This is a genomic window from Cupriavidus sp. IK-TO18, assembly GCF_015549295.1.
GTDB classification, from domain to species: Bacteria; Pseudomonadota; Gammaproteobacteria; order Burkholderiales; family Burkholderiaceae; genus Cupriavidus; species Cupriavidus oxalaticus_A.
In genome coordinates this window covers 119,450-144,148 of the sequence record NZ_JADGMP010000002.1, presented here as the reverse complement: position 1 = coordinate 144,148, position 24,699 = coordinate 119,450, and the positions used below count along the sequence as shown (strand labels likewise).

Sequence of the window (24,699 nt, the reverse complement as noted above, 5' to 3'; positions counted from 1 at the left end):
GTTTGGTGCGGTGTCGGACAATCACTGACATGGATTGTGATGTGCTTACATTACCATGTCGACCATGAACGGACTGAGCCAACTATTCCCAACTCTTCCCCTCGCCCCAGGGGGCTTGTTCTGGGTCGGGCTCGCGCTGGTAGGCGCGGGCCTGGCGGGGGAAGTCAGCCGCCGCTGGCTGCGCTGCCCGCGCATCGTGGGCTATGCCGTCGCCGGGCTGTTCGCCGGCATGCTCGGGCGCGGCATCGTCGACGAGAACATGATCAACCAGACCCGTATCCTGATCGATATGGCGCTGGCACTGGCCCTGTTCGAACTCGGGCACCGGCTGTCGCTGACCTGGCTGCGCGCCAACCGCTGGCTGCTGCTGACCAGCGCCTTCGAAAGCGTGCTGACCTGGGGCCTGGTCGCGGCGGTGCTGCAATGGATCGGCGCCTCGCCTGGCGTGGCGATCCTGGCCGGCGGCATTGCCGTCAGCACCTCGCCCACCATCGTGCTGCAGCTCAAGAACGAACTGCGTGCCGAGGGCCAGGTCACCGAGCGGCTGATGGCAATGGCGGCGCTGAACAGCATCTACGCTGCCGTGATCGTGCAGGTGGCCACCGGCTGGCTGCATTCCGAATACGGCAACCTGGGCGCCGCCCTGCTGCACCCGCTCTACCTGCTGGTGGGCTCGTGCCTGCTGGCATGGGTGGTGGGCAAGGTCGGCCACGTGATCTATGAGCGCATGTCGGCCGATGACCACTACAGCTTCCTGGTGCTGGTGGGCCTGGTGCTGTTCACGCTGGCGCTGACCCGGGTACTAAAATTGTCGATGCCGCTGACGCTGCTGCTGGCCGGCGTGGTGTTCAAGCACCAGGACAGCCAGCCGCACGTCTGGCCGCCGCACTTCGGCAGTGCCGGCAGCCTGCTGATCATCGTGATGGTGGTGTCGCTGGGCCTGCCGCTGACCGCGCATGACTGGGCCGTGGGCGGCGTCTATGCCATCGTGCTGGTGCTGCTGCGTCACCTCGCCAAGTTTGCCGGCGTGATGTCGCTGGGATCGTTCTCGGGCCTGAGCATGCGCCAGTGCATGGCACTGGGGCTGGCGCTGGCGCCGATGTCGGGGCTGGCCTACCTGCTGATGAGCGACGTCGCTCGCATCTACCCCGGCACCGGACAGCCGCTGGCCGCTATCATCCTGTGCGCGCTGGCGATCGAACAACTGCTCGGCCCGGTGTTGGCAGCGTGGGCGCTGCGCTTCGCCGGCGAATCCCGGGCCAATGGAGGAGGGCGCTGATGTCGCTCGAATCGTTCAAGCAATCCGAGGCACTGACCTTCGGCGTGGAGCTGGAGCTGCAGCTGGTCAACCGCCACGACTATGACCTGGCGCCGTTCGCGCCCGACCTGCTGCGCGCACTCAAGGGCGCCGAGCATGCCGGCGACATTAAGCCGGAAATCAGCCCGTCGATGATCGAGATCAGCACGGGCATCTGCCACAGCTACCAGCAGGCGCTGGACGAGCTGACCACCATGCGCAACCTGATGGTGGCCGCCTCGCGCTCGCTCAACCTGGGCATTTCCGGCGGCGGCACGCATCCGTTCATGCAATGGGCCGACCGCACCATCTCGGACTCGCCGCGCTACCAGTACATCTCCGAGCTGTATGGCTACCTGGCCAAGCAGTTCACCGTATTCGGCCAGCACGTGCATATCGGCTGCCCGAGCGCGGACGAGTCGCTGTTCCTGCTGCACGCCATCGGCCGCTACGTGCCGCACTTCGTTGCGCTGGCGGCGTCGTCGCCGTATGTGCAGGGTGTCGATACCGGCTTTGCCTCGGCGCGCCTGAATTCGGTCGCGGCGTTCCCGATGAGCGGGCGCGCGCCCTTCCTGCTGACGTGGGACGCCTTCACCGCGTATTTCGAGAAGATGCGCAATACCGGCGTGATCGAGAGCATGAAGGACTTCTACTGGGATATCCGGCCCAAGCCGGAATTCGGCACCATTGAGGTCCGCGTGATGGACACGCCGCTGACGGTGCAGCGCGCCTGCGATATCGCCGCGTATATCCAGATGCTGGCGCGCTACCTGTTGTTGTCGCGCCCGTTCATGCCGCAGGAAGACGACTACCTGGTGTACACCTTCAACCGCTTCCAGGCGTGCCGCTTCGGGCTGGATGGCGAATATGTGCATCCCAACGAGCTGACCCGGATGCCGATCGCCGACCACATCCTCTCGATCTGCGATGCACTGGTGCCGCATGCAGAGGCATTGGGTTCGCTGGACGCGCTGGCCAATATCCGCGCGCTGGCCGAGCGCCGCGACGGCGATGCGGAATGGCTGCGCCAGACCGATGCCGACGCGCGCAGCCAGCGCGAGACCGTGCGCAAGGCCTGCGAGCGCTGGGCGGCGTAACACACCGCCCGCCGCCTAACCGCTGAACCGGCACTTACTTCACGCTGTAGCCGCGCCCTTGCATGCACGCGGACCAGGCCTGGTAGTACGAACCCATCGCCTGGCTGGTGTTGGCCTGCGCCTGCTGGCTGGCGGCGTTGGCCTGGCGCCGCGATTGCCGGTGCGCCACGCCGCCTGCCACCGTACCCGTTGCAGCGCCGACCGCCGCGCCTTTGCCGGCATCGCCCGCCATCGCCCCCACCACTGCGCCGGCAGCGGCGCCCCCCGCGGCACCGCGCACGCGCTGGCCGCTTTGCGGCTGCGCCGGGGGCGGTGCCGCGGCGGCCTGGGCGGGATCGATACCGCTCTGCTGCTTGGCCCAGCTGTAGCAGGCACCGTCGTCGCTGGCCTGCTGCTGCTGGCTCTGGCCCTTGGCCGGGTAGGCCACCGGCTTGCCTTGCGCGAGTGCCTGGGCCGGGGCCAGCAGCAGGGCGGCCGCCAGTACGCCCAGGCCGCGGTACAGCGTGCAGTTTTGCCTTCGCTTCATGATCGATCCCCCGCGGTTGCCGGCCGCGCCACCGTGTGCGGTGGCGGCCGTGTCTGAAGGCCAGTATTGCAGCCGGCGTGGCGAAGTCAATGCATCGTTTCAACGCGCCGGACCGGCTGGCGCCGATGCGTGCACCGCAGCTGCCCGGCAGCGCACGCGCGCATCAGCGGGACGCGGGCGGCGACAGCAGGAACGCAAGCGCGTTGCGCCACCATGCCTCGTCGACGTACCCGGTCCAGTCGTTGTGCCCGGCGTGGTCGATCACGGCCAGGCGGCGGGGTTCGTCCAGCGCTTCATAGAGCGCCTTGCCGAGCCGCGGCGGCACGATGCTGTCGCGTTCGGCTACGACCACCATGACCGGGCGGCCAAAGGCGGCCAGGTGGCTCACGCTATCGTAACGGTCGCGCAGCAGCCATCCGGTCGGCAGCCATGAGTAGTGGTGTGCGGCGACGTGGGCGAGCTTGTCCCATGGCGTGATCAGCAGCACGGCATCGACGTGCTCGCGCTGGCGCGCCGCGGCGGCCGCCGCAACCCCGGCGCCGAGCGATTCGCCGACCAGTAGCAGCGGGCCGTCGAACTGGCGCCGGGCCAGCGCAATCGCCTGCCCGGCATCGTCGACGAAGCTGCGCTCGCCAAGCGCGCCGTCGCGCGGGCCATAGCCGGGGTATTCGGCCAGGATCACGCGAATGCCCAGCCGCGTCAGCACGCTGGCGTAGTAGCCGCGATGGCCGGCGTGCCCGGCATTGCCGTGGAAGACGATGGCGGTGGCGCGGACGGGACCGTGCGGCTCGGCCAGCAGGCCGCGGAAATCATCCGGACCCGGCCATGCGCGCAGTCCCGGAGCAACCATATCGTCGACCGAGGCCCTGTCGGGAAAGTAGAGAAAACGATCCTGCAGCATCAGGATGCCTCCCAGCAGGACCGCGCCCGCAAGCAGCCAGCGCAGCAGGCGCCGCGCCGGCGCGGATCGTGCCGCGGGCAGCGCGGTGGCCGGCATGGCGCGTGCGCTAGGCGCCGGCGAGCACCGGTTCGCACCGCACCTCGGTCCGGACCGAATTGGCGATAAAGCAGGCATCGTGCGCGGCATGGTGCAGGCGCTCCAGCTCGTCGCGGGTGGGTTCGCGCTCGCCGGAGAAAGTGACCTGGGGGCGCAGGGTCACCACTGTCATCGCCATCTGGCCTTCGCGGTTCTTTTCCATCACGCCGGTGGCGGCATCGACATAGCGGTCGACGACAAAGCGCTGCTTCGCCGCCAGCGACAGGAACCACAGCATATGGCAGCTCGACAGCGAGGCGATGAACATCTCTTCCGGGTCGACCGCGCTGGCGTCCGACATCGGCAACGGCACCACATGGGGCGACGACGAGCCCGGGACTTCGGCGCCGCCGTCGAAGCGCAGCACGTGCCTGCGGCTGTAGCGGTTGCCGGTGAAATCCTGCCCGTCGCGTTGCCACAGGACTTCGGCGGTATATACGGACATGCGGTTGACTCCCAAGGTTGGAATGCTTCAGGCGCCGTGCGGCACGCTCTCGCCGTCGCGCAGGCCCAGGTGCTGGTTCGCCGGCACCGCGATATCGATCAGCCTGGGCCGCGGCAGGTTCAGGTTGCGCATCATCTCGATGAACTCCTCGCGCGTGCGGCCGGATACGCGGCTGTTGTGCGCGCGCTCATGGCCGATGGTCGAGCAGGTCTGGCCCTTGTAGTCGTGCGCGGGATAGACCCGGGTGTCGTCGGGCAGCGCGAACAGCTTGCGGGTCAGGCTGTCGTACAGCGTGCCGGCATCGCCCGACTGGAAATCGGTGCGGCCGCAGCCGTCGATCAGCAGCGCATCGCCCGTGAAGACGCGGCGCACGATGCCTTCGGAGGTGGACTCTTCCCACAGGTAGCTCATGCTGCCGGCGGTATGGCCGGGCGTATGGATCGCGCGCAGCACCTGCTTGCCGAATGCGACAGTGTCGCCGTCGATCAGTTGCTTCTGTGCCGGCTTGATATCGCAGCCCGACGGCGCCGCGGTGTGCGCGCCGGTCTGCATGGCCAGGTGGCCGGCCGAGGTGATGTGGTCGGCGTGGGCGTGGGTCTCGATGACCCAGGTCAGGTGTGCGCCGGTATCCTCTACCAGCGCCAGGTCGCGTTCGAGCTGGTGGTCGACCGGGTCGATCAGCAGCGCCTCCTTCGTTTCCGCATCGATCAGCAGGTACGTGAAGGTTGACGAGGCATCGTCAAAGAGCTGGTGGAAGGTCTGCATGGCGGGCCCTCTTGTTCTGCGGTCGGGGAACGCCGCAATGATACGCCGCAAACCATGCACGATGTACGACGGTTTTCTTCCTTCTCCCGCGCGCGTGATAGGGGAGAAAACCGCCGCGCGTTTAGCACTCGACGATATTCACCGCCAGCCCGCCGCGCGCGGTTTCCTTGTACTTCGTCTTCATGTCGGCGCCCGTCTCGCGCATGGTCTTGATCACCGAATCGAGCGATACGTAGTGCGTGCCGTCGCCGCGCAGCGCCATGCGCGCCGCGTTGACCGCCTTGACCGACGCCATCGCATTGCGCTCGATGCACGGAATCTGCACCAGCCCGCCGACCGGGTCGCAGGTCAGGCCGAGGTTGTGCTCCATGCCGATCTCGGCCGCGTTCTCCACCTGCGCCGGGCTGCCGCCGAGTACCGCGGCAAGCGCGCCGGCGGCCATCGAGCAGGCCACGCCGACCTCGCCCTGGCAGCCGACCTCGGCCCCGGAGATCGACGCGTTGAGCTTGTACAGCAGCCCGATCGCGCCCGCTGTCAGCAGGAAGTCGACTACACCCTGCCGGTTCGCGCCCGGCACGAAGCGGTCGTAGTAATGCAGCACGGCGGGGATGATGCCGGCCGCACCGTTGGTCGGCGCGGTCACCACGCGGCCGCCCGCCGCGTTCTCTTCATTGACGGCGATGGCGTACAGGTTGACCCAGTCCATCACCGAGAGCGGATCCGACAGCGTGCGCTCGGCACGCTCGGTCAGGCTGCGGAACAACTCGGGCGCGCGCCGCTTGACCTTGAACGGCCCCGGCAGTTCGCCATCGGTGCGGCAGCCGCGCGCGACGCAGGCCTGCATTACGTCCCAGATATGCAGCAGGCCGTCGATGACCTCTTGCTCGCTGCGCCACGTCAGTTCGTTCTCCAGCATCAGCCGCGCAATGCTCTTGCCGCTGTCCTGCGCCATCTGCAGCATGTCCTTGCCGCTGCGAAACGGGTGCGGCAGCTGCTGCGCGGCGTTGAGCACCTGGGTGTTGGGCGCACCGGCGGTGACCACGAAGCCGCCGCCCACCGACAGGTAGCGCGCTTCGCGCAGGCTCGCGCCGCTGCTGTCGAAGGCATGGAACTTCATGCCATTGGGATGCTCGGCCAGGGCCTCGCGGCGGTAGAACGCGATGTGCTCCTTCTCGACGAAGGGCACGATATGGCGTCCCAGCAGCGACAGCTCGCGCGACTTGCGCAACGCGGCGAGGCGCCTGTCGATGGAATCGGGATCGATGGTGTCGGGAGACTCGCCCATCAGGCCGAGGATCACGCCCTTGTCGGTGCCGTGCCCCTTGCCGGTGGCGCCGAGCGAGCCGTACAGCTCGACCCGCACGCTGGCCACCTGCGGCAGCAGGCCGTCGCGCTCCAGCCCCTGCGCGAACATCAGGGCCGCGCGCATCGGGCCCACGGTATGCGAGCTCGACGGGCCGATGCCCACCTTGAACAGATCGAAGACGCTGACTGCCACGGAATGTCTCCAGCAATGGGGTGGCCTTGCAGAGGCTCTTTTCAGGCGGTCGAAGTACGGCAACGGACACCGCCGCCGGCGGGCCCGCCATCTTGAGAATAGTGCGGCGGCCGAGCCACCGCAGATGCGATGGCACGGCCCGGGGGTGCGTCAGTCGACCACGTAGTCGCTGACCGGCACGCAGCTGCAGAACAGGTTGCGGTCGCCATACACGTTGTCGGCACGGCCGACCGGCGGCCAGTACTTCTGCGTGCGCAGCGACGCCACCGGATAGGCGGCTTCCTCGCGCGTGTACTTGTGGGTCCACTCGTTCGCGGTCACCACCGCGGCGGTGTGCGGCGCGTGCTTGAGCGGGTTGTCCTCGCGGTCGAAAGTACCGTCGGCGACGCGGCCGATTTCCTGGCGGATCGCGATCATCGCGTCGATGAAGCGGTCCAGCTCATGCAGTGCTTCGGACTCGGTCGGCTCGATCATCAGCGTGCCCGGCACCGGGAAGCTCATGGTCGGCGCGTGGAAGCCGTAGTCCATCAGGCGCTTGGCCACGTCTTCGTTGCTGATGCCGGTCTCCTTCTGCAGCGGGCGCACGTCCAGGATGCACTCGTGCGCGACCAGGTCGTGCTGGCCGGTGTACAGCACCGGGTAGTACGGCGCCAGGCGCTTGGCCACGTAGTTGGCCGCCAGGATGGCGTTCTCGGTGGCGGCGGTCAGGCCGGCCGAACCCATCATCGCGATATACATCCACGAGATCGGCAGGATGCTGGCCGAGCCGAACGGTGCCGCCGACACGCCGCCGATGCCGCGGTCGTCGCGGCGGTAGCCGACGCTGTCCTGGTTGGGCAGGAAATCCGCCAGGTGCGCGCCGACCGCAACGGGGCCAACGCCCGGGCCGCCGCCGCCGTGCGGGATGCAGAAGGTCTTGTGCAGGTTCAGGTGCGACACGTCGCCGCCAAACTGGCCCGGCGCGGCGGTGCCGACCATCGCGTTCATGTTGGCGCCGTCGACATAGACCTGGCCGCCGTGCTTGTGCACGATCTCGCAGATCTGCTGCACGCCCTGCTCAAACACGCCGTGCGTGGACGGGTAGGTGATCATGATCGCAGCCAGGTTCTTGCTGTGCTGCTCGGCCTTCTTCGCCAGGTCTTCCAGGTCGACGTTGCCGTTCTCGTCGCAGGCCACCACCACCACCTTCATGCCGGCCATCTGCGCCGACGCCGGGTTGGTGCCGTGCGCCGACGACGGGATCAGGCAGATGTCGCGATGGCTTTCGCCGCGGCTGGCGTGATACGCATGGATGATCAGCAGGCCCGCGTACTCGCCTTGCGAGCCGGCGTTGGGCTGCAGGCTGACCGCGGCGTAGCCGGTGGCGGCGCACAGCATGGCCTCGAGCTGGTCGATCATCTCGCGGTAGCCCACGGTCTGGTCCAGCGGCGCGAACGGGTGGATCTGGCTGAACTCGGGCCAGGTCACCGGGATCATCTCGCTGGTGGCGTTCAGCTTCATCGTGCACGAGCCCAGCGGGATCATGGTGCGGTCCAGCGCCAGGTCCTTGTCGGCCAGCATGCGCAGGTAGCGCAGCATCTCGTGCTCGGCGTGGTGCGTATTGAACACCGGATGGGTCAGGTACTCGCTGGCGCGCGCCAGTTCGGCCGGGAAGGCGTCATTGATGGCGGCTTCGAGCTTGTCGAAATCGAGGCCCGCCGGCAGCGGCTTGCCTTGCGTGAAGATTTCCCACAGCGCAACCACGTCGTCGCGGGTGGCGGTCTCGTCCAGCGAGATGCCGACGCGCGTGGCGCCGGCATGGCGCAGGTTGATGCCGCGCGCGGTGGCGGCGGCATGGATGGCTTCGGTGTTGAAGCCGGTCTCCAGCGTCAGCGTGTCGAAGAAGGTGGCGTTGGTGCGGACGAAGCCAAGCTGCTCCAGGCCGGCGGCCAGCGTCGCGGCCAGGCGATGCACGCGCTGCGCGATGCGCTTCAGGCCCTGCGGGCCGTGGTATACGGCGTACATCGACGCCATCACCGCCAGCAGCACCTGCGCGGTACAGATGTTGGAGGTCGCCTTTTCGCGGCGGATATGCTGTTCGCGCGTCTGCAGCGCCAGGCGATACGCCTTGTTGCCCTGCGCGTCGACGGTCACGCCGACCAGACGGCCCGGCATCGAGCGCTTGAACGCATCCTTCACCGCCATGTAGCCGGCGTGCGGGCCGCCAAAGCCCAGCGGCACGCCGAAGCGCTGCGAGTTGCCCACGGCCACGTCGGCACCCCATTCGCCCGGCGCGGCGATCAGCGTCAGCGCCAGCAGGTCGGCGGCAGCCACCACCAGGCCCCCGGCGGCGTGCACCGCGTCGGCGATGGCGCGGTAGTCATTGATGTCGCCGTTCACGCCCGGGTACTGCAGCAGCACGCCGAAGGCGCCCGCAGCAGCGGCGTCGGCGGCGGGGCCGACCTTCACTTCGATATCCAGCGGCAGCGCGCGCGTTCGCACCACTTCCAGCGTCTGCGGCAGCACGTCGTCGGCGACGAAGAAGATACTGGAGTCGTGCTTGTTCACGCGCTGCAGCAGCGTCATCGCTTCGGCGGCAGCGGTGCCTTCATCGAGCATCGACGCGTTGGCGATATCCAGCCCGGTCAGGTCGGTGACCATCTGCTGGAAGTTCAGCATCGCTTCCAGGCGGCCTTGCGAGATTTCCGGCTGGTAGGGCGTGTAGGCGGTGTACCAGGCCGGGTTCTCGAAGATATTGCGCAGCACGACCGCGGGCGTGACGGTGTTGTAGTAGCCCTGGCCGATAAAGCTCTTCAGTACGCGGTTCTTGCGCGCCAGGCCGCGCAGCTTGGCCAGTGCGGCTTCCTCGCTCAGCGGCTCGGTGAACTCGCCCATCGGCATGCCGTCGCGGCGGCGGATGGCGGCGGGGATCACGGCATCGATCAGCGCGGCGCGGCTGTCGTAGCCGAGCACCTTCAGCATGTGCTGCTGTTCGGGGGTATCGGGGCCGATGTGGCGGGCGGCGAAGGCGTCGCGCGCCTCCAGTTCGGCCAGCGTGGGCCGGTTACCTTGGGCGGCGGTCATGGGAAGCGGGGCGTTCATTGGCAAGAACCTCGTGGGGAGCGCTGCGGCAGGTGGTCAGCCGTGCCGCGGCGCTGCAAATGCTGTGTGCCGATCCCGGGTGCGGGACCGGCGGGGCGATCAGGCGCCGACGCTGGCCTTGTACGCGTCGGCCGACATCAGGCCGTTGACGTCGTCGCTGTTGGCCGGCTTGAGCTTGAACAGCCAGGCGTCGAAGGCATTGGCATTGACGCTTTCCGGCTCGGCCGTGGCGGCTTCGTTGACGGCGATCACTTCGCCGGCCACCGGGGCGTAGATATCGGAAGCGGCCTTCACCGATTCCACCACTGCCAGCGCGTCGCCGGCACCGACCGACTTGCCCACTTCGGGCAGTTCCAGGAAGACGATGTCGCCCAGCGCATCCTGTGCGTGGTCGGTGATGCCAATGGTGAGCGTGCCGTCGGCTTCGACGCGCACCCACTCATGCGACTCGGTGTATTTGAGGTCGGCGGGGAAATTCATGAAGGTTCTCCGGATTCAGATCTGTTTCTTGTTGGGTGATGCCTGCCCGGCAACGCTGCCGGCAGGCGAGGGCGACCGTTGGGTGAGCGGATGTTTCCCTTAGCTCACGAGTGCCTTGCCATTACGCACAAACGGCAGTTTAACCACAGTCGCGTTGAGTTTGCGGTCGCGGATCTCCACCTGCACGGTGTCGCCGACGTTCACGCCCTGCGGCAGGCGCGCGAACGCGATCGATTGCGACAGCGAGGGGCTGAAGGTGCCGCTGGTGATTTCGCCGTCACCGGCGGCGGTGATGACCTTCTGGTGGGCGCGCAGCACGCCACCTTTGTCGCGCAGGATCAGGCCGAGGAATTGCTGGCGCGAGCCGGCCGCGGCCAGTGCCGCCTTGCCGGTGAAGTCGCGCTCGCTCTGCAGGTCGACGGTCCAGGCCAGGCCCGCGTCCAGCGGCGAGGTGCTGATATCCATGTCCTGGCCATACAGGTTCATGCCGGCTTCCAGGCGCAGCGTGTCGCGCGCGCCCAGGCCGGCCGGGCGCACGCCCGCGGCATTCAGTTTTTCCCACAGGCCGGCGACGCTGGCCGCCGGCACCACCAGCTCGAAGCCGTCTTCGCCGGTGTAGCCGGTGCGCGCGACCATGACTTCGCCAAGTGCGGGGTCCTGCACCACGACAGCGTTGAACGGCTTGAGCGCATCGGAAGGCTGGGTCGACGGGAAGGTACTCCACACCTTGGCGCGGGCGTTAGGGCCCTGCACCGCGACGATCGCCAGCGGCTGCGCGCCCGCGGGCGCAACATCTTCACGGCGCGGGGTGATGGTCACGCCGCTGCCGGTGGCGTCGTTGCGCGCACGGATCCAGTCGATATCGCCGACCGCGGTGCTGGCGTTGACCACCAGGCGGAAACGGTCCTCGGCAAAGAAATAGACGATCAGGTCGTCGATCACGCCGCCTTTTTCGTCGAGCATGCACGAGTACAGCGCCTTGCCCGGCGTCTGCAGCTTGTCGACGTTGTTGGCCAGCAGGCCGCGCAGGAAGGCGCGGGTATTGGGGCCGCTGAGGTCGACCACGCACATGTGCGACACGTCGAACATGCCGGCGTCGGTGCGCACGGCGTTGTGTTCTTCGATCTGGGAGCCGTAGTTGACCGGCATGTCCCAGCCGCCGAAGTCGACCATGCGGGCGCCGAGGGCGCGGTGGATGGCGTTGAGGGGCGTGGCCTGGAGCGTCATGGAATCCTCGGGGGCAATGTCGGGTTGCGAAAACAAAAAAGGGCCATCCGCCGCAACGATCGCTATGCCAATGGCCAAGCAATCCGCTGCGGCGGATGACCCCTCTGTCCTCGATACCTGAGAGATTACGAGGCGGATTCGTTGAATCCCGTCCTCGCGCGCCCCTTCGGTGGGCACGCTCGCCACGAATGGCGGGTGCCGCTCTCCAGAGTGCGGCATGCATCGTGTGCATGTTGCATGCCGATCCGAGCGGTCCGTGGTGCCTGAGAGTTTTCGGGTGATACCCCTTCGGCGGCGCAGATATGCGCGCTCTCCCGGTCGGATGCGCGCAATGTACGGGAGGGCCCTGCCTTTGTCAACGCGGCGGGCGCCCCCCGCCAGCAGCCATTCGCCCTATCAACGGCGATGGTCGTCGGTCATTACGTTACCGACCACGCCGCCCAGGGCGGCACCGCCCAGCGTGCCTGCGGCACTACCGTGCGTCAACGCAGCACCGCCGGCCGCGCCCACGCCGGCACCAATGACCGTGTTGCGCTGCTTCGGTGTCATGTCGGCACAGCCGGTGGCCAGGGCCGCAACGGCTATGCCGGCCATCGTCGCTTTGGAAAAGGCTCGTAGCATTTTCATGATGGGCTCCGAAAGTAACTTTGAGTACGTTCGGGACGCAGGTCTGCCATCCCGCCATACTGGTTAGAGGAGGGCCCGGACGCCCGGTTTTGGGACTTACCAAGTGTTACTTCGGTAACGTCCCCGCCCCCGGAAAAAGCGGTTCCCGCTGACTGATCAGGGCCGGCCCAGCGTGTTAACATGATTAGCTTTGCGTCCGGCGCCGCCCCATGTGTTGTACAGGGCGCGACGCCGTCCCGACCACCCCACGCAAGCATTCCCGCGCATGAGCCACGGCCTCAACGCCGCCCAATCTGAAGCCGTCCGCTATCTGGACGGACCCTGCCTCGTCCTTGCCGGGGCGGGCTCGGGCAAGACCCGCGTGATCACGCAGAAGATCGCGCACCTCATCGAAGACAAGGGCTTCGAGCCGCGCCATATCGCCGCCGTCACCTTCACCAACAAGGCTGCCAAGGAGATGCAGGAACGCATCGGCAAGCTGATGGAAGGCAAGACCACGCGCGAGGGCAAGCGCATCCCGCTCAAGCAGCTCACAGTCTGTACCTTCCACTCGCTGGGCGTGCAGATTCTGCGCATGGAGGCGGAACACGTCGGCCTGAAGCCGCAGTTCTCGATCATGGATTCGGACGACTGCTTCGGCCTGATCCAGGAGCAGCTCGGCACCACCGACAAGAAGCTGATCCGCGGCGTGCAGAGCACGATCTCGCTGTGGAAGAACGGCATGGTCGACCCCGAGGCCGCGATCGCGCAGGCGGCCAATGCCGACGAGCACCAGGCCGCGCTGGTCTACCGCAACTACGTCGCCACGCTGAACGCGTACCAGGCGGTGGATTTCGACGACCTGATCCGCTTGCCCGCGGAACTGTTCGCGCGCAACGAAGCGGTGCAGCTGAAGTGGCAGAACCGGCTGCGCTACTTCCTGGTCGACGAGTACCAGGATACCAACGCCTGCCAGTACCAGCTGCTCAAGCTGCTGGCGGGGGGCTCGCACCTGCGCGCGCCGGCCTTTACCGCGGTGGGCGACGACGACCAGGCCATCTACGGCTGGCGCGGCGCCACGCTGGACAACCTGCGCGGGCTGCAGACCGACTTCCCCGACCTCAAGGTGATCAAGCTGGAGCAGAACTACCGCTCCACCGTGCGCATCCTGGAAGCGGCCAACGCGGTCATCGCCAACAATCCCAAGCTCTTCGACAAGAAGCTGTGGAGCGAGCACGGCATGGGCGATCCCATCGCCATCCACCCGATGAACGACGAGGAGCACGAGGCGGAGTCGGTGGTGTTCCGCCTGTCGGCGCACAAGTTCGAGCGCCGCGCGCAGTTCCGCGACTACGCCATCCTGTACCGCGGCAACCACCAGGCGCGGCTGTTCGAGCAGATCCTGCGGCGCGAGCGCATTCCCTATGTGCTGTCGGGTGGCCAGAGCTTCTTCGACAAGGCCGAGATCAAGGACATCTGCGCCTACCTGCGCCTGATCGCCAATCCCGACGACGATCCCGCCTTTATCCGCGCGATCACCACGCCGCGCCGCGGCGTCGGCAATACCACGCTCGAAGTGCTGGGCACGTTTGCCGGGCAGGCCAAGGTGTCGTTGTTCGAGGCGGCGATGATGGGCGGCATCGAGGGCAAGCTGCAGCCGCGCCAGCTGGAGCCGCTGCGCGTGTTCTGCGAATCGATGGTGCGGCTGGCCGACCGCGCGGCCAAAGATCCGGCCACCGAAGTGCTCGACGACCTGATGGCCGGCATCCACTACGAGGCATACCTGTACGACAGCTTCGACGAGCGCCAGGCGCAGTCGCGCTGGACCAACACGCTGGAGTTCCTCGAATGGCTCAAGCGCAAGGGCACCAAGCCGGAAGCGGCCGAGGGCGAGGAAGCCACCGGCTATGACAACGCCGACGGCTTCGGCAGCGAAGGCAAGAACCTGCTTGAGCTGACGCAGACCGTGGCGCTGATGAGCATGCTCGAAGGGCGCGAGGAAGATCCCGACGCCGTGCGGCTGTCCACGCTGCACGCGTCCAAGGGGCTGGAATATCCGCACGTGTTCCTGGTCGGCGTGGAAGAGGGCATCCTGCCCCACTGCCGCGAAGACGACGACATGACCGACGAGAAGATCGAGGAAGAGCGCCGGCTGATGTACGTCGGCATCACGCGCGCGCAGCGCAGCCTGCAGATCAGCTGGTGCAAGAAGCGCAAGCGCGCGCGCGAGACGTACTCTTGCCAGCCGTCGCGCTTTATCGGCGAGATGAAGCTGGAAGAAGCGCCGGCACCCAAGGACGAAACTCCGGCGATGAGCCCCAAGGACCGGCTCGGCGCGCTCAAGGCGCTGCTCGGCGGCCCAGGCAAGACGGCGGCCGGCTGATCTTAGGTACGAAGCCCGATACAAAACCCTACCAGGCCGACAAGACCGCGCGCGCCGCTGTCCTTAGCATGACGGTTGTGCCGCTCTGCGCTTTTCACGGTGTGCGGCTTGCGGCGGCAGGGGCTGCCCGGGTCTTGCCGCGCCAGACATCAAGTCTGGTTTTTCCCTGTAATTGGCCCCCGCCGCGCCAGCGTGCGGGGGCAATTTTGGACGTGCTCGCCCTGCTACAGGCGGTGGTCGACGACGCCGCCGACAGCGGCCACGAGGTCGCGCTCAGCGGCCAGGCGCAGCCGCTGCTGGCGTGGCCGTCGGAGCTGCGGCGCACGGTGGTCAACCTGGTCGAGAATGCGCGGCGCGCGCGCCTGTCGCTACCGCGCGCCTGACACCGCCAGCGTGACGTACTGCGAGCCGCGCTGGCCGTGGCTGAAGTCGAGGGTAAAGTCCCCCACGTCGACACGGCCTTGCAGTGCGCGGCGCAGCTCGGCGGCACCGCCGGCGCGCACGCCGGCCAGCGCCCGTGCCAGCCATGCGGCGCCGATATAGCCGGCCAGCGTCGCCGAGGACGGCGGCTCATCCAGGTATTGCTTCATGCGCGCTACGTGTTCCCTGACCACGCGCAGCGTGGCCTGCTGCGGGCCGGGCGCGACCTGGGTCAGCACCATGCCGCCGGCGTAGCCGGTACCCAGGATCTCGCGCGCGGCCGTGGCACTGACCGACGACAGGCCGACCAGGAAGCCATACCAGCCCTGCGCCGCCAGTGCGCGGCCCAGTCCGGCATAGGCCAGCGTATCGCCCGCGACGATCACGGCGCCGGGGCGGGCGGCTGCAATGCGGCGTGCCACGGCGTCGGCACCGGGGTCGGCTTTGGGATCGAGCGGCACCGCGCGCGTGCCGGTCTGCGCCTCCAGCCGGGCCAGCGATGGCGTGGCGAAGTCCGGCGCCACCGCCAGCGCGATCGCGCTCAGGCCATAGCTGCGCAACTGCCGCACTGCCGCGTCGAGTTCGGCCTGGTAGTCGGCGCGGGTGAACCAGACGTTGTCCGCTGCCAATGCCAGGCCCGACAGCGGCGCCACAATCTGCACGCCGCGCCGGACCAGCTCGGCCGATGACGCCAGCGCCGGCAGGAGACGGTCGCCGGCGCCGAACAGCAGCTCGGCGTGCTCGCTGTCGGCCAGCGCCGCCGCCTGGGCCACCGCGCGGCGCGGATCGGGATCGGCGTTGCGCACCACGTGGGCGATCCGTACCGGGCCGTTGGCGGCATTGACCGCGTCGAACAGCACCTTGGCGCCGGCCAGGTAGTCGCGCGCCAGGTCCGCCTGCGCACTACCGCGGTCGATCAGGTGGCCCACCACCACGGTGCGGCGCGCGGGAGACTGGGCCAGCAGCGGGGCATTGGGCAGCGCCAGGGCCGCAGCGCCGGCCGCCAGCAGGCGTCGGCGCAGCGGTAGGTACGGCAGGGAAGGGGGCAGGGTGTCCGGGATCGGCATCGCGCAATAGGAAAAGGGGGCGCAAGTCGCGCCGGCGCGCAGCGTATCCGCCACGTATTACCGCCGTGTGACGCGGGGCGCCTGCGCACCCGTGCCGTGCCAACGCCGCGCTTGACGACGATCAACGCAACGCGCGGCGCGCAGTCCTAGCATGGGCTGTCAAACACCGTTCCCCCCGCGCCCCCCATGAACCCGCTTGCCATGACTACCCTTGCGCCCGACCGCCGCGCGCTGTCGGACTTTCGCGCTCTCGCCGGCCGCATCGAAGGCAACGGCCCGCGCTACACCTCCTACCCGACTGCCGACCGCTTCAGGAACGGCCCGGACCTGTCGCTGTACCACGACGCCCTGGCCGCCTGCCGTGCCGATGCGCCCGCGCCGTTGTCGCTCTACCTGCATATCCCGTTCTGCGAGAACATCTGCTACTACTGCGGCTGCAACAAGATCATCACGCGCGACCACGGCCGCAGCGCCCGCTACGTCACCTACCTGGGCCGCGAGATGGCGCTGCTGGCCGCGCGGCTCGGCACGCGCCGGCGCGTGCTCCAGTCGCACTGGGGCGGCGGCACGCCGACCTTCCTGGATCCCGAAGAAATGCGCCGCGTGATGGCGCTGCTGCACGAGCATTTCGAACTGCCGCCCGATGGCGAGCATTCGATCGAGATCGACCCGCGCCGCGTCGATGACGCGCGCATGGCGCTGCTGGCCGAACTTGGGTTCAACCGCGTCAGCCTGGGCGTGCAGGATTTCGATCCCGAGGTGCAGCAGGCCATCCACCGGATCCAGTCGTACGAAGAGACCCGTGCCGTGGTCGACGCCGCGCGCCGGCTGGGCTTCCGCTCGGTCAGCCTCGACCTGATCTACGGCCTGCCGCACCAGACTGCCGCACGCTTTGGCCGCACCATCGACCAGGTGCTGGCGCTGCGGCCCGACCGCCTTTCGGTCTACAGCTATGCGCACCTGCCGCATGTGTTCAAGCCACAGCGGCGCATCGACGAAAGCGCGCTGCCGCCTGCCGGCGAGAAGCTCGACATCCTGGTCTCCACCATCGAACGCCTGACCGCCGAGGGCTACGTCTATATCGGCATGGACCACTTCGCGCTGCCCGATGACGACCTCGCCGTGGCGCAGCGCGAAGGCCGGCTGCAGCGCAACTTCCAGGGCTACTCCACGCACGCCGGCTACGACCAGCTCGGCCTCGGCGTCTCGGCGATCGGCGCGGTGGCGGGCCGCTACGTGCAGAACGCCCGCACGCTGGACGAGTACTACGGCGCGCTGGACCAGGAGCGCCTGCCGCTGGCGCGCGGGGTGGAGATGACCGCCGACGATCATCTGCGCCGCGAACTGATCGGCGCGCTGATGTGCAACGGCGTGCTGGATATCCCCGCGCTGGAGCGGCGCCACGGCATTGACTTCGGCACCGATTTCGCGCCCGAACTGGCCGACCTTGCCACCCTGGCGGCCGACGGGCTGGTGCAGGTCCAGCCAGCCCGCATCACGGTCACGCCGCTGGGACGCCTGCTGGTGCGGCGCGTGGCGATGGCGTTCGACCGCTACCTGCGCGACGATGCCGCACGCGTGGCGGTCGCCGGGCCCGAAAGCGAAGGCACTCGCCGGTCCGCCAACGACGGCGCGCAACCGATCCGCATCGTGCCGCGGGCGCGCTACTCGCGCGTCGTGTAACCGCCGCCAGGCATGAAAAAACGCCCGCGAATTTCGCGGGCGTTGTTGTTTGCGGCGCAGTCGTGCCTTACTTGGCTGCGTTCGCCATGTAGTCCGACGCGGCGATCACGTCGGCGTCCGGGCCGGCGTAGCCACCCTTGGGCGGCATCACACCCTTGCCCTTCAGTGCGTAGTTGTGGACCGCGTCCATGCCTTCCTTCAGGCGCGGCGCCCAGGCGGCCTTGTCGCCAAACTTGGGCGCACCGGCCACGCCGGCGGCGTGGCAGGCGGCGCAGACCTGGTCATAGACCTTCTTGCCGACGTCGGCCGACGCAGCGGCTGGCGCCGCAGCTGGCGCCGCGGCAGCGGCTGCCGGAGCCGCAGCAGCGGGTGCGGCCGGTGCGGGCGCAGCAGCAGCCGCAGCGGCTTCCGGCGCCGCAGCGGTCGTCGGGGCAGCGGCAGCCGGTGCCGGCGGCTCGGGGAACTTCGCGCCACCGGCGTCGGCCATGTAGACCACGGCGCGGGCCAGTTCGTAATCGGTGTAGTCGTCAGGCGTGCTGCCGGCGCGCGGCGGCATTGCGCCCTTGCCGCCCAGCACCGACTTCATCAGGCCGTCAAAGCCCTGGCGGATACGCGCGCTCCAGTCGCCGGCAGTACCATACTTGGGCGCTCCCGCCGCGCCAGTGGCGTGGCAGGCCGCGCAGATTTCCTTGTAGACCTGTTCGCCGGTCTTGAACACGCGCGGTGCATTGGGGTCCTTGATTTCGAGCGACGCGACCGGCTTGATGCGGTCGTTGACGGCTTCCGCGGTGGTGGCAGTGCCGGCACTTTCAGTGGAGCCGTGTCCCACAAAGTTGACCAGGAGGACGATCACGAGGATCGGTACCAGGAAAGCCGCGACCACCACAGCGATCAGCTGCTTGGGGGTCTTGATGGGAGACTCGTGTTCGTGGTGTTCGTTGTGGACGTCGCTCATACAGAACTCTCAGTTTTGCAGGAAACCTTCTGGCCGCTCACCCTCGGCTTGCTTTATCTGGCCCTAGTCTGACCACTACCTGGCCCGCAGGGACCCGACAGAAGTCCGCCCCATGCTGCCTTGCGGCCATTGCCTGGCTCGGGTCTGTCGCTATTTGCGCACTTCGGAGTGTCTCCCGGGCCGGGCCCCGGATTGTCGCCGAAACCAAGCCGCAAAGCCTTGATCCTGGTCGACTGCGTGAGGGGCACGATTTGACGCAAATAGCTGGCGATTATAGCCCCATTCCACCCTTCGCCAGTGCCAAAAGCGGCGGTTGCGAGACGTAAGGCGGACCCTCCGGAGAGGCCCGCATGGACGGCGCGGGGCAAACGCGGTATCCTATGCGACTTTCCTGCGGCGGCATTCGCGCGCTGCATTGCTGTACCCGCAATACCGGTTTAAAAAACCGTCTCTGTGCGCCCGTAGCTCAATGGATAGAGTACTGCCCTCCGAAGGCAGGGGTTGCTGGTTCGATCCCAGCCGGGCGCGCCAATCCCATCCGGATTTCCCGCTTTTCCTCCGCCGCCACCACTGTGGCGTTAAGGATGAGTTGGCGTAAACGACAACTTATCGTTTAAGCTTGTCGCGAAAACATCACTCGACAGCGGGCGGCTTTTCGCATTTCACCAGAAGTTATTTTTTGGACTCAGCACGCTTCCGGGCGCCACGCGGGGCTCCCAGGTTTATGGCTTCTTGTCGCCCTAGTCGGATGCCGTCTGCCTTCAGTCGCGCCTCGATTCTGCGTCTTGACGGATAGATACCCTCATTGGCAAGTTCTTCTCGAGCGCCCACAATCCTCGCTTCCTTCCGACTTCGCCGGTGTGCAGTCTCCAACCGCCGTTGTTCCGTCGAGCGACTGACAATCCGGACATGGAGGTCTGGGAAATTTCGCTGGATGTATTTGACGGAAACTCCCACTGACGCTGCGGCCACACTAAGCGTAGGGCGCTCCTCACCTTTCGAGATTTCCTCCAGCCTGTTTCGGACTTCGTCCTTATCCACATCGCGATTTGTCCGCGCTGTCGCACGTAGAGTTAGACGAGCAGCTGATGCTTGTCTCAGTCGCGGCACAATCTGGTTACCCTGCAGGACGTCCGATACTGGACAGTCGAAAATCTGAGCCATTCTGACAATGGCAGGGAAAGAAGGCATGACAGTTCCCAGCATCCATCCGTGGACGTTCGTCTTAGTCGTCCCCAGCATATCGGCGAGAGTCTTCGCCTCACCGCCGGCTACCACATCCCGTACGTGATGCAGAAAGGACGCTACTCCCGCTGCTCCTGCAATTGAAGAGTCGAGCAATCTCGAATGGTCCAAGAACTCGCCTACCCTAGTCGCGATGTCCACTTCGAATGCGTCGGCTTTAGGTGCTTCGTTATTACACAGTCGAATTCCACAGTCGGCGCAGAAGCCCGGTACAAAGAACCGCGCATGTGCTGACGTCAAGACCTCGCATCTATGGCACGAATGGAGAAGCCGTACCCCATGGATAGGGCAAGCTGTCACAACTGCGATAACCCATAAGAGTCGGTTGTATGTCGGCCGAGAGTGACGCTCATCGTCCAAATAGCATGCGGGACAATAGCGTTGGCAGTGCGAGAGCAATTGATAATCCGGCACGATGTCGCGAAGTGAAAGCAGCGTCAGATTCTGAAGGTCATTGCTCCTCGTCAACTCGTTCAACGCTGTACTCCACTCCCGTGCGGCATTTCCCTTGCCGTTGACTGCCGGATGGTCCCATAGTTCTGCCATGTTTCGTGAGCGAACTGCGGCGCGACGTGCCAAAATTGACGCAACTAACTTGTTCGCGACCGTGGCCGGGGCAAGCGAGTGTGCGTCGCATAATCTCATGTTGTAGCTAATAAGGTCTTCAATGGAATGGCCATCGTTTCCCTGATAGGGTATTCGGCACAACTCGGAGCGTGGTGGCAGATGGCCAGGCCACCGAGAAACAACATCGAGGGGAATTCCGATTTCATGGTTCGCCTTATTTCTTCTTTTCATCATCCGATTCGCCCTAATTTTTCCTCTTAATGAAATCTGCGTAATCGTCTTCCTCTGCACGGTAATTGGGGCGATTCTCTGAGGAGATGTATCGTTCAATCACTTCTTCACCGCGCCAAATATCCTCCAGAATGGTCCGGCGTTTGGCTTCGCTCGGCATCGCGTTCCAAAGGTAGTTCTCTTTCCATTCTCCCCCCATTTCGCTGGCTTCCAACACAGATGCCATTAAGGTGTCGCATGTCAGACCAACGAGGCCGCAACATCCTTGAAACAGGATTTCTTGGTATGGGACGAGGTCCAGATAAGCCGCGAGTGGCAAAATTCGCGAATACGATTCAAGGAACTGCCCATATAGCTTCGCCTGGCTCCTTTTGTAGCGCGGAAAGTGCACTAAGTTGACTCGTCTGGCGAGTTGGCTACTCGCCTCAATAATTTTTTCGGCACCATATGCACCCAACATAAGTATATTCATGCCGCCACAGCTCGCCATCGATTTCAGGAAATCCCCATATTCCTTCGGCTCATCGTTGGAAGCCAGAAAATGCCCGCACTCATCCAAAATGAGATGGCGTAACTTACGAAGTCGTGCACTTTGTTCGAAGGCGTGTCTCAGGCTAGCGCTCCGATTAAAAACGTCGGCACCGTCTGTAGATTCGGGGTCGAACTCGGCGATTCTGTAATCCATCAGAGGAGCTTTGACTGCAGTGCCCGCCCGTCTGTGAAACTCTGACCAATCTACATGGCCGTGCATAGCCGCGGGCACTTCAACATACGCTCCAGGTATAATATTTGGGTCTGCCGTGATTTCCGTCGAATATTTTCTATAAACCTCGTCTAATATACCCCACCCAAGTGTGGTCTTTCCCGCGCCCGTTGGGCCGACGACAATCGTGATTGAAATGCCGGTGCCTGGCGTCAGAAAGCGCATCACCCTTTTTTTTACTTCGGAATTTGTCCGATGGTTCAATCGATGCTGTCGCATATACTCGCATTTCAATTCACCGCTCCCGAAGATGGCTTCTTCCTTAGTGATAATACGCATCTCTCGACTCAAAAATGAACAGGGTGGTTTATGTGATAGCCAATGAGCGGGAAGTCGGCCCGGAATCGATTGTTTAGCCGGTGGTGCTTGCGACTCAATGCGGGCGTCGAGTTCACCTTGACTGCGCAATTAAAATGTTTCCAAAGGCGGTTTATCCTTCCAATCGCCGAAGTCCAATTTCAGCTCCTCCTTCCCAGAACCGGCGGTGGCCGTGGGCTCCAGCGGGGCGGAAGTATCTAAGGGCGTCTTTTCTATTTTCAAATCCTCAGTAGCGCCCATTCCCAATTGGTCATACAGACGATTAATATCGAAATCCTTAGGTTCCGCGACGCTGGCGTTTCGGGGAAGCGCGTTGAACTCGATGACCCTGGCCAGTTCCTCTTCTGTAACCGCCCCTCTCCCGCGTTTCGTTCCAGCTCGCAACTGCTCCATCTGGTACCGCAACTCTATCTGCGTAACTTTCCCCAATACGCCCAACAGCTTGCATATACATAGAACCCAATGCCTCTTGCGTATTTCGACATAGGCTATCGCTGCGTTCCAGACGTCCATACGAACTTGGACAGTTTCGCCATTTAAGCTCTTGTCTGCAAAATCGTCGCACCAATAGTAGAGGTGGCCTATCTTTATGCCTCGCTGGGAATCAATTATGCGCGTGGGTTGTTTCACTGGCGGCACGCACGTTAGTATCCGAAAGCGGTCATCGTACGGAACAATGCGATTCATACGCCAACCCGTCTCATTGAAACGCCGCTCAAGATAGCGCACCGGCGCATCATCATGCGCGGGATGTCTCGCAAGACCATAGATGTTAAAGAAGTAATAATCGAGAAGTCCATGCAGTTGTGGAAGCGTCGGTGCATCAGCGTTAATAGGATTCGTTGCGCGGGTTACTGTTCGTACAAACTGCATCGCCTTAGTATTGCCAACGATGTCATGAATGAGTTGTGTATTTGCAGTGCCGAACAGCCGTTCACATACGGCGCCGAAGCGTGATTGGTGGGGCGGGCGGTAGCGACAGTCGGTATTGGTCGCGTCGAGCAAAAGTAAAAAAGCTATCGAGTGAAACTCCTTCCCGTTATCCACGATGACCATCGCAGGCATACGCTTGTACCGGCGCACAATGTCCCTGCACAACATCATGCAACTGACGGCGCTGGGGGCATGAATACTGAGATAGAATCCCAACACGGCTCGTGATTCAGCATCCATCGCAATAGATAACCAAGGCCTTAGGCGCCTCGGCAGCCCATCTCTACCGATAATCGTTACAAGCACATCCAGCTTCGTGTGGTCCATATGGACATGGTCGAAGGGAAGACAACCGTGTAGTTTCACCTCGGCATGCAGATAGAGAACTGCCGGTTCCCGGTTGTAAGCGACACGGGCCCCCTGACGCAACGAGATAGAAACGTGCTTGACATATTCCTTGCCATAAGTCACCAGCGAGCACGCGTAGAGTCCACGTTTTTGACATTCCACCAAGAACCTTTTGTGGTATGAAAATGAAGTTAATGGGTTCGTCGGGTTGTTTTCCTCTTTCGCAATTTCTGCAATAAGGTCAATGACGTCTTGCGCAATACGGCGCGTTCTATTTCCTGGGCGCGGCTTGGCCGCCAGAGCAAAGATTTGCTCAAATTCTGACTCGCCAGCATTGGCAACGGCGTTACGGTAGCGTTGCAACGAGCGCGCTGAAAATTCCTCCGACGCCTCGCCCTTAGGCGTGGTCAAGGCATACTGGCGCCGTTTGCGAGCTCCAGCGATATCGCTTTCGCTCAGTGACGCAACTCGCTCGCGCGCAAATTCGCCCAGGGGGTGGGCAGGGGCAACAACCTTTATGGTGCCTTGTTCGATGTGGCGTGCTAATTCCTGTTTCGTCATCGGCACGAAGTCGCCGGGTCCGCTCGTCAGGAACAGGTGCGTCTCAGTTACCCATCTGGCGATACGCCGAACTCCTCCAAAGATTAGCTCGGTATTTTCTTTGACACAGCTGTCTACGTAATGCTCCGTCAGATATGACGCTGGCCGTGCCAGACGCAGCAGCTCCAAATGCTCCACAGAGCGACAAACAAAGGCTTGATGCAAGTCGGAAAGGTCGTCATTTTCCAGGTCGACGAAAAGTTGATTGTCTGCGATGGCCTTATAGACGTCATCCATCATGAAGCCGTCAGGGAGGCAGAACTGTCCTTCAACATCGCGCACAGCGAAGTCCGGTCGCGCCGCCAACAACGTAAGGTCAAATAGTGAGAGCACGGGCGCTTGTCCGAATGCTTTTTGCAAGGCGGCCCATGCGCGGTCGGAAACTGCGCTCGCGTGCGCTTCACGATAGGTCTTCAGAAACCCGACGTTCGAGACGAGTTGTTGGTTGAACTCATCTGAAGTGCAGATGCAATAGTTCAAACCTAGATAAGCAAAGTACTGCTCTACCTCGGGACAGTGCCAACGGCCATACGCATCACGAGCATAACGAAGAGGCTGCTCTCGTCCGAGCTGCTCCATTCCCGATGGTGTCTTGCATTCGTACAGAAAAAAGCCGGCTTCTGTGATTCTCAGGATATCTGGTGTGCACGAGAGCGTAGACTGGTATGTTTTGTTGACTATGCCGTCTCTCGTGGCTACCTTTCTGAAAATCGTCTGGGGGATATGTTGGGTTGGAGGCTGGCAGTAAAACTCCAGCGTCTCCTTGTCATAATCGAACGTCGCAACGGCACTAAATTCTGGTTGCCTGCTTTCCGTCGGCATTCGCCTGTCCATTTTTATGCTGCTGTACCAGGTGACCACATTCCCGTTGTGGGAGACTGGTTTGCGTGCTGGCCCGCTACCTCTAGCATCATGGACATAGGCGCGCCCCTTCTCGGGGACGCGATGCTTCTCAAAGAGGCTTGTTAGCTCAGCAAGACTCAGCATTGATACCACCCACGTGCGTGACAAGAGTCCGATGTGAATGCAGTCGACAGCAGGCCAATGGCGAGCGGCAACACCACGCCCCGGATGAACGTATGGATGGATTCAGCATCGTCGAACGCGCTAAACCGGGCGCGGTTCGGA

Annotated in this window: 19 protein-coding genes, 1 tRNA gene and 2 riboswitches; of the genes, 6 read left to right on the top strand and 14 right to left on the bottom strand. The window is 64.5% G+C overall.

What is annotated here, in order from left to right; all coding sequences use genetic code 11:
• Positions 1 to 55: 55 nt before the first annotated feature.
• On the top strand, positions 56 to 1,279 hold the full coding sequence (locus IPF36_RS02000) for a cation:proton antiporter (protein ID WP_165971590.1): 1,224 nt from the start codon (positions 56 to 58) through the stop codon (positions 1,277 to 1,279).
• Positions 1,279 to 2,394, top strand: coding sequence for a YbdK family carboxylate-amine ligase (locus IPF36_RS01995; RefSeq protein ID WP_133097839.1), 1,116 nt, complete (start codon positions 1,279 to 1,281; stop codon positions 2,392 to 2,394). Before IPF36_RS02000 ends, IPF36_RS01995 begins: the two co-directional genes overlap by 1 nt.
• 34 nt (positions 2,395 to 2,428) lie before the next feature.
• Here IPF36_RS01995 and IPF36_RS01990 read toward each other — a convergent pair whose 3' ends face one another.
• From IPF36_RS01990 to IPF36_RS01950, 9 genes are all read right to left on the bottom strand, one after another.
• Positions 2,429 to 2,920, bottom strand: a complete 492-nt coding sequence (locus IPF36_RS01990; protein WP_195427202.1) for a YMGG-like glycine zipper-containing protein — start codon at positions 2,918 to 2,920, stop codon at positions 2,429 to 2,431.
• Positions 2,921 to 3,083: 163 nt separating this feature from the next.
• Entirely contained in the window at positions 3,084 to 3,917 is an 834-nt protein-coding gene (locus IPF36_RS01985; protein WP_133097837.1) for an alpha/beta hydrolase, read from the bottom strand.
• Between the two features lie 10 nt (positions 3,918 to 3,927).
• Positions 3,928 to 4,401 (bottom strand): OsmC family protein, encoded by a 474-nt coding sequence (locus IPF36_RS01980; protein ID WP_135706132.1) that lies wholly within the window; start codon positions 4,399 to 4,401, stop codon positions 3,928 to 3,930.
• A 27-nt stretch (positions 4,402 to 4,428) separates the two neighbouring features.
• Positions 4,429 to 5,166: an MBL fold metallo-hydrolase gene (locus tag IPF36_RS01975; RefSeq protein ID WP_135706131.1), complete on the bottom strand. Its 738-nt coding sequence runs from the start codon at positions 5,164 to 5,166 to the stop codon at positions 4,429 to 4,431.
• A 121-nt stretch (positions 5,167 to 5,287) separates the two neighbouring features.
• Positions 5,288 to 6,664: an L-serine ammonia-lyase gene (locus tag IPF36_RS01970; protein WP_195427201.1), complete on the bottom strand. Its 1,377-nt coding sequence runs from the start codon at positions 6,662 to 6,664 to the stop codon at positions 5,288 to 5,290.
• A gap of 150 nt (positions 6,665 to 6,814) precedes the next feature.
• The gene (gene gcvP, locus IPF36_RS01965) at positions 6,815 to 9,745 is read right to left on the bottom strand and encodes an aminomethyl-transferring glycine dehydrogenase (protein WP_135706129.1); all 2,931 of its coding nucleotides are present in this window, start codon (positions 9,743 to 9,745) and stop codon (positions 6,815 to 6,817) included.
• A gap of 99 nt (positions 9,746 to 9,844) precedes the next feature.
• Positions 9,845 to 10,225 (bottom strand): glycine cleavage system protein GcvH, encoded by a 381-nt coding sequence (gcvH, locus tag IPF36_RS01960; RefSeq protein ID WP_133097832.1) that lies wholly within the window; start codon positions 10,223 to 10,225, stop codon positions 9,845 to 9,847.
• A gap of 99 nt (positions 10,226 to 10,324) precedes the next feature.
• Positions 10,325 to 11,452 (bottom strand): glycine cleavage system aminomethyltransferase GcvT, encoded by a 1,128-nt coding sequence (gene gcvT, locus IPF36_RS01955; protein WP_195427200.1) that lies wholly within the window; start codon positions 11,450 to 11,452, stop codon positions 10,325 to 10,327.
• Positions 11,453 to 11,546: 94 nt separating this feature from the next.
• Positions 11,547 to 11,671: riboswitch (glycine riboswitch) on the bottom strand.
• Between the two features lie 21 nt (positions 11,672 to 11,692).
• Positions 11,693 to 11,779, bottom strand: a riboswitch (glycine riboswitch).
• Between the two features lie 69 nt (positions 11,780 to 11,848).
• Positions 11,849 to 12,079 (bottom strand): glycine zipper 2TM domain-containing protein, encoded by a 231-nt coding sequence (locus IPF36_RS01950; protein ID WP_133097830.1) that lies wholly within the window; start codon positions 12,077 to 12,079, stop codon positions 11,849 to 11,851.
• A gap of 265 nt (positions 12,080 to 12,344) precedes the next feature.
• On the opposite strand from IPF36_RS01950, the gene IPF36_RS01945 reads away from it, so the two are divergent.
• The gene (locus IPF36_RS01945; protein WP_195427199.1) at positions 12,345 to 14,441 is read left to right on the top strand and encodes a UvrD-helicase domain-containing protein; all 2,097 of its coding nucleotides are present in this window, start codon (positions 12,345 to 12,347) and stop codon (positions 14,439 to 14,441) included.
• 212 nt (positions 14,442 to 14,653) lie between these two features.
• On the top strand, positions 14,654 to 14,824 hold the full coding sequence (locus IPF36_RS01940; RefSeq protein WP_368671097.1) for a hypothetical protein: 171 nt from the start codon (positions 14,654 to 14,656) through the stop codon (positions 14,822 to 14,824).
• Here IPF36_RS01940 and IPF36_RS01935 read toward each other — a convergent pair.
• The gene (locus IPF36_RS01935; RefSeq protein WP_195427213.1) at positions 14,810 to 15,928 is read right to left on the bottom strand and encodes an ABC transporter substrate-binding protein; all 1,119 of its coding nucleotides are present in this window, start codon (positions 15,926 to 15,928) and stop codon (positions 14,810 to 14,812) included. The two genes, IPF36_RS01940 and IPF36_RS01935, sit on opposite strands and share 15 nt — an antisense overlap.
• 186 nt (positions 15,929 to 16,114) lie before the next feature.
• On the opposite strand from IPF36_RS01935, the gene hemN reads away from it, so the two are divergent.
• A complete protein-coding gene (gene hemN, locus IPF36_RS01930; RefSeq protein WP_195427198.1) occupies positions 16,115 to 17,611 on the top strand; it encodes an oxygen-independent coproporphyrinogen III oxidase in 1,497 nt (498 codons plus the stop codon).
• A gap of 67 nt (positions 17,612 to 17,678) precedes the next feature.
• On the opposite strand, the gene IPF36_RS01925 is transcribed toward hemN, so the two are convergent.
• Positions 17,679 to 18,566, bottom strand: a complete 888-nt coding sequence (locus IPF36_RS01925; protein ID WP_195427197.1) for a cytochrome c5 family protein — start codon at positions 18,564 to 18,566, stop codon at positions 17,679 to 17,681.
• A gap of 455 nt (positions 18,567 to 19,021) precedes the next feature.
• Here IPF36_RS01925 and IPF36_RS01920 point away from each other — a divergent pair.
• Positions 19,022 to 19,097 (top strand) — tRNA-Arg (locus IPF36_RS01920).
• Positions 19,098 to 19,238: 141 nt separating this feature from the next.
• On the opposite strand, the gene IPF36_RS35050 is transcribed toward IPF36_RS01920, so the two are convergent.
• The 3 genes from IPF36_RS35050 to IPF36_RS01905 all read right to left on the bottom strand — a co-directional run bounded on the left by IPF36_RS35050 (position 19,239) and on the right by IPF36_RS01905 (position 24,393).
• Positions 19,239 to 20,609: a TniQ family protein gene (locus tag IPF36_RS35050; protein WP_368671099.1), complete on the bottom strand. Its 1,371-nt coding sequence runs from the start codon at positions 20,607 to 20,609 to the stop codon at positions 19,239 to 19,241.
• Positions 20,610 to 20,622: 13 nt separating this feature from the next.
• Positions 20,623 to 21,651: an AAA family ATPase gene (locus tag IPF36_RS01910; RefSeq protein WP_195427195.1), complete on the bottom strand. Its 1,029-nt coding sequence runs from the start codon at positions 21,649 to 21,651 to the stop codon at positions 20,623 to 20,625.
• A gap of 129 nt (positions 21,652 to 21,780) precedes the next feature.
• Positions 21,781 to 24,393 (bottom strand): DDE-type integrase/transposase/recombinase, encoded by a 2,613-nt coding sequence (locus IPF36_RS01905; RefSeq protein WP_195427194.1) that lies wholly within the window; start codon positions 24,391 to 24,393, stop codon positions 21,781 to 21,783.
• Between the last annotated feature and the right edge of the window lie 306 nt (positions 24,394 to 24,699).